A 12,114-nucleotide genomic window follows, 5' to 3' on the forward strand; every position below is an offset into this window, starting at 1 on the left:
GAAACTAAATGTTAGCACACTGAAGAGTATTTAGCTTTAACTAAATCTGTTTAAATCTCGCTCTATTAATTCTATTTTTTAGTATACTTATCTATGATTCTCCTTACAGACTCAGCTACATTATCCCAGCTGGAGTGAAGCTTGAGAAAGTTTAAAAGATTCTCCTCATTCATAATAGCTTCTATTTCTCCTTCGCTCATAGAAAGTATTGATAGAGATTCTTTTGCCATGCTTTCTTTATCAAACTCCCTTACTATCCTTACTGCATTTAACCCTTTGTATACTGTTCTTATTGCTGGAATATCATAAGCCACTACTGGTGTACCGGAAGCTAAAGACTCGAGAACTACCAAGGAAAATCCGTCAACATGAGAAGGATATATAAACAATTTAGCTCTAGAAACAATCTCATAGAGTTTTCTCCTCTCAACAAAGCCTAAATAATCAACGTTTAGACTGTATTTTTTAACTTTTCTCCAGAATCTTCTCTCGTTAAATTTATCAAAAAACTTTCCCATCACAACTAATTTGAAGTTTTTTCCAGACATCTTATTTATCATGTGGACTACGTCTAATAGTTCTGCTATTCCTTTATCCTGATTTAATCTACTCCAAAATACTATGTAATCCTCTTTTCCTTTATTTCTATAATCCAGAAGTTCTTTATCAAACGCATTTCCAGGTTTTATTACCTCACCCTTTAAGCCAGATATCTCTAAAGTCCCCTCACTCACAGCTGCGATAAAAGTGGGGTTTGTCTTCTTTATTAGTCTCTTATATAATGGTTTTGCATACAACTCATTATACAAAAACCTCGTATGAAAACCTTTTCCAGTATACGGGTTTATTCCGTAGAACTTTATCAATCTTTTCAGATATGTTAATGAGTCATCATAAAATAACGGTTCATGAAGTGTTAGCCCAAATTTTTTTGTTCTTTTACCTAGGTAGAAAATTTCTGGAGATCTGTGGTCTGGCTCATAAAGCAAATCTATGTTATTTACGTCGTAATAACGTAGCAGTTCCTTAGGCTTTCTTCTATTTTCAAGAAAAGTATAAAATTCGTCAGCAATCTTGATTCCCATAATTTCCAGTTCCTTAGCTTTTCTTTCTATATCCTCGATTTTCCATCTGAAGACTGATGTTGAAGGGTAATATATGATTTTGTAATATTTCTTTAATCTAGTTATTACCTCAAAAGAGTGAACAGCACCTCCGCCTGCAAAGGTAGGAGAAAGCAAATTATCATAAATTATTCCTAAATTCATGTTAATGTATAAAATCTATGAGTTATATAGTCTTTTTCATAATATACATAAGGAGTAAAATGAATTATTTAGCTTTAGATGTTGAAAGCTAAGTAGATAATGGAATTAACAACATATTCTGTATTATAAGATGTTATGTCCCCTAGCATTTACTAGGGAAAAGTATATGAATTCTTTTAGATCATTTTCAAGGTGTAATTATTTTTATTCGTAACAGTTCATTATTACAAGCTTTTTAACTAATTTAATATTGTATAATCCAATCCTTTATCAAAAATAAAAATAACTTTTTCTTAAAATCTTCACGTTTTTCCTATATTTATAGTTCTTAGGAAATCAAACTCTATTAAAGCTTATGAAATGCTGGCATATATTATAACGTCTAGATCATTATCTCTTGGGTAATTAAGTATAACATCTTAGCATAGCTTTTAAATATCCATATTCTGTTATTATTTCTATGTAATCTAATTAAAATTATAGTCATTATCTAAGTTTTACTGATAATCTTTATGTTGATGGTACAGTTCTGCTATTACGGTCTTAGAAAAAGATGTAGAGTTTCTCTTTCTAATGAGTAAATGAGAATTTAAGACCTATTGTAGAATAATTAAAAAGAGAAAGTTAAAAATAAAGTACTTGATTCCGATAAGTAGCGTTGTTTAGTAAATGTTACCGAAAAATAAGATAAGAGGAATCATCTGCTATGTCTTCAAAAAAGAACTTAGTTTATAGCCATATAATCAATTTTATGTAGTATGTGCTCTATTGTATAATTCAATTTATTTCATAAAAAGAATATATTATAATGAGAATTTTTAGTAATTAATATTTATTCCAGTATTATCTTAAGAAATATTATCAGCTAGAGTAATGTTGAATATGAATTTAACTAGATAAGTAAACTTTTCTATTCTAGTTAATAGAAATTGAAATTAATTAAAAATATAAATAAAAATTAGCTGAGATAATAATATTATAAAACTTTTTTATCACAGAAGAAATTTTTACTTAAACTAGGTAAATACTATATTTACTGGAAAATTTTGAAGTGAAAATCTTTAATAATTTCACTTAGGAACACAAGTTAACTTTCTCTATGCTTTTTAAAAACTAATGTATAGATGCAATTATTAACTTATAGATTATAAATTCTTTTTTACAAGAAATTAAACTAAAGTAAATCTTCTCGAATTTAACAAATACCTTATTGTATCATCTTTAATAATCGTGCTTTTTCCCTCTCGTAACTCTTTCTAATTAAAGATTTTCTTAAAGAATAAGGAAGTAGAGAGGCTAATACTAAAGCTTTATGAGACCCTAAATATGACTTCTTAAAAACTCTAATATAGTCACTTAAAGAAGGAACACATTCTTTAGCTGTTTCTTTAGAAATGAACTTGTACCTCACTTTTGATAGTGATACTTCGTAGCTATGGATTTTCTTTAAATTTTGAGGTAACATAGAGTCAACAGTTAACATATCTAAACAGTATATATATGATCTTTCTGCAGAGCTCTTAATGTAGTTCTCTAGACTATCTAATGTTCTCATAGATGATGAAAATGAAAGCCTATAAAGGGTTGTTGCTCTGCTATCCCAAAGCATATCATATTTTGACACATAGAATATCCTCTCATAAAACCAATCAATAGCCCTTTTCATTTGCATTAAAATGTCAGCTTTTTGTAGAAGTAATTCTCTTAAAATTGAGAAAGTAGAACTACTATGAAAACCGTATTTTCTATAGTTAGCCATTTTAATATAGTCATCTTTATCTCTATTTTTAAGTAAAAGAGGGTCCATTTTTTCTACTTCCTTCTGTATAATTTTTTCCCCATAGAAAAATAGTACTCTATCCCTATAAACTCCTAGATTTTGGTAACTTTTGAACGCTTCATAAACATTTTCCAGTTTCTCTTTGGTGAACATGTCATCGTCGTCTAAGAATGAAATTATTCTACCTTTAGCTACCTTTATGCCATCAAATACTTGCTTTCCTGAATCACTCTTATCACTATATACAAACCTTATCCCTTCTTCTTTAGCATATTCGCTAGCATCAAAATTGGCTACCAATATCACCTCATATTTATCGTTATCCAGTGTTTGGTTAAGTACACTTCTTACTGCATCTTTATAATACTGCTTTCTATTATATGCTGTAATTATTACCGAAATTTCAACCATTAATGGAGTAGCTTAACTAAGGGAATTAAAAATTTGTCATCAAGCGTAAGGTATTTGTCCATGTAATTGCATGTAATCTAGTGTAATAGAAAAATGGCTAAGTAGTATATATGTTTTTTATCTAGTTAAGTTTCGCTAAGAAGTATATATTAATTTTAAATCTGGAATTTCTCAATTTAAGTTTAAATATGTTTTAAAATTATATAAAAAACGAGTTCATCTTCTTAAGACAACTATTGCCACTACTGCTGCAATCACTATAACTACCACAATTATTACTATATCAGTTAATGGAATCGAAGTTGTTGTAGTTGTTGAAGATACTGGAGGAGGTGGTACTGTTGTAGTAGTACTACTTGTTGTGCTTGTACTAGTTGTTGATGTTATCGTAGTTTGTGTAGTGCTTGTTGTTATCGATGTTGTGCTTGTAGTACTAGTTGTTGACGTTGTTATAACAATACTCGGCTTATATACATATATTGTTACAGTGAAATTCTTCCAAACACCACTATAAGACGCATTTATTGTAATTTCGTAAGTACCAGGTGATGAGAAAGTACGTGTTACCTCATAAACACCATTGCCCTCATATGTAACTGGTATTGAAGTACCGTTTAACATAGCTACTACTGAAGGCGAAACATTACTATTCATACTTACAGAGAAAGTAAATGTTAATTCACTACCCACAGTTGCATTTATCTTATAACTACTTGGACTAATCTGTTCTGGCGTTATCTTACTTCCATTTATAGTAAAGGTAGTTGGTATGACTGTAATTTGTATAGGTGTTAAATATATTTTCACTGTAGATGAAGCTGATACTGTAACAACAGTTGAATTGGGATAATAACCAAAAGCCGATACATTTACCTTAACTTGCGCACTAATAGGTAGAGTGAAACTTACAGTCCCAGAGGAGGAGGTTAAAGATGATGATATAAGTGAACTATTAGAAGAGTAGTAAACACTTACTTTAGCATTAGGAATCGGCATACCGGTAGTTGATGAAACAACTTCAACATTAAGAGTTCCCAAAGTTACTTTTGGTGGTATAGTTAAAGTTACAGTTCCAGTAGGTGATGAAATTTGTATACTACCAGTACCGAATGCCTTAGCCTCTACGATAATACCGTTTGGACTTATTTCCATTGGGATAGTAGAGCCGTAGAATAAAATATTGGGTTTTGTATAGAGTGGTGGATAGACATTGTTAGGTGCTGTATAGTTCTTTACTGTGTACGTACCACTTGGTAGAGTCAGTGTAAATGTATCCTCATAAGAGAAGGGATAATTAATATATAATAACGTAGAACCACTAACATTCTCCATCTCAAGCATTACGCCATTTTCAGTAACTGTTGTTGGTGACGAAAGAGAAGTTGGTAAACCATAACTTACGTTAATGACGATTAAGCCGATTGAATAATCTACTACTTGTCCAGTAGTTGCGTTTGAGAATGACGTATAAACATAGGCATAATAAACTCCTTGAGGTATTCCTTCTGGTATTTGTAATAAGAAAGTATTAGAAGGTGTTAAATATGGTGTTACACCCTCTTGATCATTTGGCGAAATATAAAATCCTATATCAGAATAAACCTCACTTTCCTCAGTAGTATTAGAAGGTGTTGAGGAATAACTTATTTGGAAACTATAAGTATTTCCGGGTTGGGCATTTAGCTTATATACATTAGCAGTACCATTAATATAAGTTATTATAGGTTGATACGAGGAGTGAACAACTTTTACATACAATGTCTGTCCTTCTACCGATACATTATAAAGACCAGTAGATAAAGATATTGGGACTGTTGTATACGAAAATGGTTGTAATGTAACAGTAGTATAAGCACTTGAGTTAACGTACACCGATACACTTTCTTCAACAAATGTAGGGTTAAATAAATAGAGGTTAAAAGTAGTAGACGAGCCAGCAGTAGTTACTACTATATAGCCTTGAGGATAATAACCAGAATTATAAGGAGTTGGCGCTACGTTAACAATTGCACTTGTAGTTAGTGAAAAAACTTTTAGGTTAATAAATCCTAGTATTGGTAGAAATAAAACTAATACCAGAAATATTTCGAGACTTCTTTTAGTACTCATGTTATTTTCCTTACATGCAAAAAGGTTATTAAATCCTTTGGCAATAGTACCATATTGATGGTATTATCGATTTGTATACATGTGTATATAAAACTTTATAAATTGATCATACTTCTTTATTGACAGAAGTGCTATGAATAAAACCCTAGGTTTAATTCTATCTATACTATTCATATTTGAAATATTCCTATTTGGAATACCACTAACAACACAAGCAGCACTACCATCAATACCAGAAGGACATGGAATTGCTATTTATTTACCACAAACTAATGGTGTAGCATATATATTTAACGTATCTAATATTAACGTATCAGCAAATAATAACCTACAAAACCTAATAACATACTTTGGAACCTATTTCACACCAGTTATAGTTTTTAAGAATTCTACTGTTACACAAACTATACAGTTTACTATTCCTTCAGAAAATTTCACATCCATTTACTATGCAGAAGGAGCTAAAGTATTAATATTTTTAGTAGGTGTAGTAGGTTCTAGTGTAAGTAATTATTCATTACCAGTATCTATTACATACTTAGAACAGTTTACCGGCAATCTAGGAGTAGTAGTTAATGAATATGGTACAGCCCAAACCACTTTAACCCAAATAGGCATAGACCATCTTTATGTTTATGGAACAACCAATACCCTTTCTGAAGAATATAATAATATATATATGGACTTATTGAATCCATCAAACGCAAAACCAAACTACTTCTATGAATATGTATACGGTCAAGTTACTCAATCCTTTACAGTAGCTACTCTAACTATACCAGCTCAAACGACTAATCAGCTCTTAGTATTTGCTCCATTCTCATTTGTTCCACCAAACTTCATACCAACACCAGAAGCTACTGGATTCTTCAATCCATTACAAATAAATGGTAATTTAGGTCCAGCATTACAATCAATAGCTTCTACAGAAGCATATATTTGGGGTAGAGCACTAATTAATACAAGCATTGTAGATCCCTTTGTAAGTACAGGTTATGATAACTTGACATTCCAGTTAAACTATTCTACTCCTGGGCCATTACAAATTAACTTAGCACAATTAGCTCAAATAGCAGCATTACCAGACTTCCCATCTAAGTTTACCTACTTATCTTATCAATTTGCAAGCGGTTATTGGAGCTTCTTAGGATTTATATCTGATGATAATTTAAGTATAACAATTAATGGTGTATCAGTAAAAGCTCCAGTAAGCGGTACATTTACTATACCAGACCCAGAGAAATACAATGCAACATTGCTTGCAATATTACCTTTAAGTACGGCTACATCCATGGGATTAACTAATGGAAGTAAATTAGAGTATTTCAGTAATTTAACAATCTACTATCTATATAATAATCAAATTCAACATACTATGTTAGTTAATCCAAACGCACCACCAAGTTCACCTTCAAATTATACATTACCAGTTTATGTATATTCAGCACCGGCCGGTTCCACAATCTCTATAACTGGTTACTTTAACGGTACTAAGTATACAGTAAATATAGTAGTTGGTAGTTCACCAACACTAGTACCATATGTTGCAACAACATCTTTAGTTGCAACAGCCTATGAAGGTATAAAAGCAACTGTGAGTGGTTTCTATACTACATCTCCAATTATGTCAACACCACCAACCCAAATAGCTATATCTGGTCAAACTCAGTTCCAGGCCCAAGCACAGTTTACATCATCTCAAGCAACAGCAACAGTTACATTATTAACTAATGCAACATTACAATTTAATAATGTAAAATTACCTGGTTTCTCATTTAGCGGAATAGTTGTAACACCAGAATATCCGATAATAAATGGTACAATAGCAATGCAGTATATGAGTACTGCACAATACTTTATGACAAATGGTGAATATGAGTTAGCAATTTTAGGTTCTGAATTACCCATGGCCATTTCTCAGTATATGGGATTGCAAAACTTCGTAATTTCTGAGCCACAATACTTATCGGAACCATTCTCACTAACATTAACAGTGCCAACAGTTCCAGCTACGGAAACTGGAACAGGGCCATTATTTGTTGCGTTTTCAACAATTCCACAATATACTTACATAACTCTAGTTGATTTCGGATTATGGAGCAATGAAACTTCAGTTGTGGTTACAGCATATAGTACTAGAGGAGGAATAACTACAGTTAATCATGGTTACTTCTATGCGACTATAATTCCACCACAAATAATGACAACACCAATTACTCCACAGAGCTTTGAATGCTATAATGCACCAGATGTAATGTTATATGATCCAGATGCAATATTAGTACCAGGAAATCCATCTGGAAGCTTTACTTATGCAATTGCAGCTCTGAATTACACTGATTCAATTATAAGTAATTCAGCAATAATATTCTATGGTTCAACAGTCTACAATGTTTCTGGTACCTTTGGTAACTATACATACAATAAACTAACTGTAATTTCATCAAATACATTTTCATATACTGAAGAAACTATAGTATCAACTTTAACAGCTTATCAATTAACATTAAATGGTAACACGATATCTGTAATTGGACCTAATGGTGAGACAAGTGCTATACAATTAGCATATTATGCTGATAATAACCCAACTGTTAACATGTACTTTGAGCAATCATTATTTGTCAATAATAACATGGATATTGAGTTAGCATATATAGCTGGATTAAACGTAAGCTATGCAAACATGCTATTATCACCACAAAATCAAGTAGGTTATGAAGAAATCACACCCACTGGTGCTAACTACGTAATTACAAACTATATAACATTTAAGATATTAGCAAGTAATGCGCCAAACTTATACCCTGTAAACTCTAATACATTCTTAACTGTAGCACCTAATGCTTCGTTTGTAGGTGCATCTGATATATACAAGTATATAAGCACTGACTATGCTGTATTCCACTACTTTGCATCTTCAAAGCAGTACAAAGTTGAAACTTCAGTAACAGTACCTAATATAACTGCAACATTATACTTCAGCAGTACAGTAACACCATTGTACTCATCTATAGCTTTATTATACTTAAATGAGAGTTACTATGGCGCAAACTTACCAGCTTACTTAGCAATTGGAACTGGTGGATGGCAACAGTGGAATGCACCATTATATCAGTTATTAGGAATATCAGCAACACCATTATTGTTATCAAAGATGATGTATGTGAATGTAACTTTACCATCTGGTGTTACATACACAATAGCCTTGACAACTAAGAACTTAACAACATTATTCGTATCCTTAAATGCACAACAGTTACAATACTGTAACGGAACATATGAGTACCAGATAAGTATACCAGGATTAGAGAACATATTACACTTAACATTACAACAATTAAATAACAGCATATTAACAGTTAGCATGTATGATTATGTAACTCATGAAACATTAGTAGCAAGCACTAAGCTAGTTGCATTAAAAGAATTACAATTAGTAGCAGCCCAGCCTGGACAATTATTCTACTTCCTAACATTCAAAGCTTCTGGCGTATCATTAACTGCATCTACTCCATGGTTTATAGCTCAGAATATGTATATAGAACCATTACTAAACTTCACTGACTATCAGTTTGCTCATACAAATCCAACCAGCTTATTACATCTAATGGTAACAAATATAACAGTATATCATAACGGGCAAGTAGCTATGATATATTACAATGCAACATCTGGAAGAACTATAGCAAAGAACGTATATGGACAAGTTGTCTTGAATGCATCTGGTAATCTAATACCACAGATAGCGGAGACCGCAGCTGGTTCTGGAATATTCACAGGAACTCTGTCATTTGCTGTATTACCAAATAATACTTTGACCACTCTAACATTCAATAAGATTAATGTATTTACAAATGGTACCTTAGCAATAACCCTTAGCAATGGTACTAATGTACCATTAGGACCAGCTGGATTATTTGTATTACCATTCGTGACAATTAACGGTACTACAATAGGATATGATGCTAACGTAAGTGTAACAGTAACTGATAGTGTAAGCACTGTAACAGTATCCACATACATTATTCCAGCTAATATAACTCCAATCAGATTAGCACCAGTTCCAACTATTCCACCAATATCTCATGCACCATTATCAACATACTACTATACATCACCAGTAGTAATTACACCAACAAGCCCAGTAATTAACATCTATGCAACTAGCATATTACCATATCCATATGAGTTCTTCATCTTAGCAGTAGTAAGAGAAGGTGTAAATGCATCCGTAACATCTCCAGTAGTATACTATTCATATCAAGCAGTAGTTGCTAAACCAGCACTAGGATCGTCTGCAGTACCATACATACTAGTAGCTGTACAGATGCAAGGAATATTATCATTACCACCTGGATCCTACACAGTTACAATGTATGCAGTACCATTTGCAGTAGGTCCAGCAATATCAGAGTACCCAGTTAACTTAGTATTCACTAACGTAACTGTGGAGAAGTAAAACTTATGAAAAGGTTTAAAGGTATTTTATCTTTTTTATTTTTAAACTGTTGGGGTGAAGATTTATGAACATGCGTTTTGTTATAGGTTTAGTTTTGTCAATAATAGTATTAGGTTTTAGTGTACCTTTAGCTACAGCAAGCACTAGCTTAGTAGTAATATCTCCAACTCAAGGAGAAGTTTTTCATTATGGTCAACCACTAGTAGTGACATTTAAGTATGCTCCAGGGGCTACAGTAGCAATATATGTTTTAACGCCCTCCGGTGCCAACATACCAGTTACTTCGGGTGCTACTAACTCTAGTGGATATTTCAGTCAAGAAATATGGGTATGGGGAAGTTCTAGTGAGAATAGTCAAGTAGGAGCTTATACAATCGAGATTGAAGTAAATGGTGGACAAGCTGCTACATCAGTAACTGTTTACTATAAACCATATACTGCTACACTTAATGTCTTAGTAGAAAATGAGCAAGGCATTCCAATACAGGGTGCAACAGTGAGTGTATATAATGTAACCAGCGGTTTGCATGAGTTAATAGCCACGGCTACAACAAATCCTTCTGGTATTGCTACAATTCAAGTATTAGCATTTAATTTCACTGAAAATCTTGAGGTAGTAGCAAGTATGCCGGGATATGTTAATGCCAGTCAAACTGTAAGTGTTAAGGGTAATCAAACAATATCATTAACCCTAAAGCTATATCCAGCTGTTGTAACAGTACTTGCTGTTGCCGAAATGCAGAATGGTAAGATTATAGCTCCATTAAATTCAATTGGATACACCTCATTAACCGGTACTGAAGGAGATGAAATAACAGTATTGTTAGAAGTTCAATTTGGCGGAATGATGGTAACAAACGCAACTGTAACAGCTACTGTTTCAACTCCATCTGGAGTAACTACTATGACAGCTACACCGATAACTTCAGGTCCTTATGCTGGTTACTATAATGTGACTTTTATGTTACCAGTATTAAACACCACATATGAAGCTTTAGTTACTGCTAATGCAACTTATAGTGGTATTACTGGTACAATTAGTGTTCCAATTCAAGTTCAAGTAAACTATACATCTGTTATTAGCACCTATGTAACTCAATTAACTAGGGAAATTGAAACTGTGAATCAAACTGTCTACACATTAATGAACGAGATTAAGTCTTTAAACGCATCAATATCACAACTCTCGACCACATTGTCTTCAACAACTACTGAGATTACTACATTAGAGAATGATATTAAAACACTAGAGTCCTCATTAAGCTCAGTAAATAGTACAGTAAGTAGCTTATCTAGTACAGTGTCAAGTTTATCCAGTGAAGTAAGCAGCTTAAACACTCAAGTATCAAATCTAAATAGTAAGTTAAATGGTATCACACCATTGGTATATGGAGGATTAATAGCTGGAATAATAGGTCTTATTGTTGCTATAATTGCTATAGTTCTTGTATATAGAAAGATAAGTTAAATTTTCTTTTTTTATTTCAATAAATTGTTTCTTTTTTATTTAATTTTGTCTAAAATTTATTTTAGTAAGAGTAATTTGTGTTATCATTAAGTTTTTCGAATAAGATATTTAGTAAGGTATAATCTAAATGAAATGTTGTGATTAATTTGCTATTTTCTTAATAATACTATTTCATGATAGTGGTTTAAGGAAATTCTCTTACTATAGAAAGTTATAATATTTTTTCATGAACTAACGATACTTTGAATTTACTCCCTTACTTTATTTAGTTTATCACAAGAGATTTTTCAGTTAATAGGACAATATTTCTTACTTATGTTCAACGTCACGCAAAAATGTAACGATTTTCCTATAAACACCATCATGACTTGAAGTTATAGTGATTTTTCTAAATTAATACTTCGGAGGGTATACTGTCCTCTAAGTCTGGGTAGAGTATAATGATGTTGATGGATTGATGAAGAAACTCTATGATTTTTATAAAAATGAGTAATTTATTGTTAAATTCTACGAAATCCAAATTTTTAATTTTAATAATATTCCCAAATACGAAAGATAATGAAACGTAATGAATTGCCATAATATATTGTATGCTTTGATCAATAAGTTAATTTTG

5 protein-coding genes are annotated in these 12,114 nt (G+C 32.0%); 2 read left to right on the forward strand and 3 right to left on the reverse strand.

The genetic code is table 11. The features are described 5' to 3' along the window. Positions 1–71: 71 nt before the first annotated feature. The 3 genes from STK_RS12120 to STK_RS12130 form a co-directional block, all read right to left on the reverse strand. A complete protein-coding gene (locus STK_RS12120) occupies positions 72–1,268 on the reverse strand; it encodes a glycosyltransferase family 4 protein (protein ID WP_010980274.1) in 1,197 nt (398 codons plus the stop codon). Between the two features lie 1,207 nt (positions 1,269–2,475). Next, positions 2,476–3,459, reverse strand: coding sequence for a glycosyltransferase family A protein (locus STK_RS12125; protein ID WP_010980275.1), 984 nt, complete (start codon positions 3,457–3,459; stop codon positions 2,476–2,478). A 216-nt stretch (positions 3,460–3,675) separates the two neighbouring features. Further along, on the reverse strand, positions 3,676–5,568 hold the full coding sequence (locus tag STK_RS12130) for a hypothetical protein (RefSeq protein ID WP_010980276.1): 1,893 nt from the start codon (positions 5,566–5,568) through the stop codon (positions 3,676–3,678). A 133-nt stretch (positions 5,569–5,701) separates the two neighbouring features. On the opposite strand from STK_RS12130, the gene slaA reads away from it, so the two are divergent. Then, positions 5,702–10,030, forward strand: coding sequence for an S-layer protein SlaA (gene slaA / locus STK_RS12135; protein WP_010980277.1), 4,329 nt, complete (start codon positions 5,702–5,704; stop codon positions 10,028–10,030). 64 nt (positions 10,031–10,094) lie between these two features. After that, the gene (locus STK_RS12140; RefSeq protein WP_010980278.1) at positions 10,095–11,498 is read left to right on the forward strand and encodes a carboxypeptidase-like regulatory domain-containing protein; all 1,404 of its coding nucleotides are present in this window, start codon (positions 10,095–10,097) and stop codon (positions 11,496–11,498) included. The last annotated feature ends 616 nt before the right edge of the window (positions 11,499–12,114 follow it).

The organism is Sulfurisphaera tokodaii str. 7 (assembly GCF_000011205.1).
Classification (GTDB): domain Archaea; phylum Thermoproteota; class Thermoprotei_A; order Sulfolobales; family Sulfolobaceae; genus Sulfurisphaera; species Sulfurisphaera tokodaii.

Coding starts and splice junctions, on each gene's coding strand:
- STK_RS12120 (WP_010980274.1), bottom strand. CDS start 1,268: ATGAATTTAGGAATAATTTATGATAATTTGCTTTCTCCTACCTTTGCA.
- STK_RS12125 (WP_010980275.1), bottom strand. CDS start 3,459: ATGGTTGAAATTTCGGTAATAATTACAGCATATAATAGAAAGCAGTAT.
- STK_RS12130 (WP_010980276.1), bottom strand. CDS start 5,568: ATGAGTACTAAAAGAAGTCTCGAAATATTTCTGGTATTAGTTTTATTT.
- slaA (WP_010980277.1), top strand. CDS start 5,702: ATGAATAAAACCCTAGGTTTAATTCTATCTATACTATTCATATTTGAA.
- STK_RS12140 (WP_010980278.1), top strand. CDS start 10,095: ATGAACATGCGTTTTGTTATAGGTTTAGTTTTGTCAATAATAGTATTA.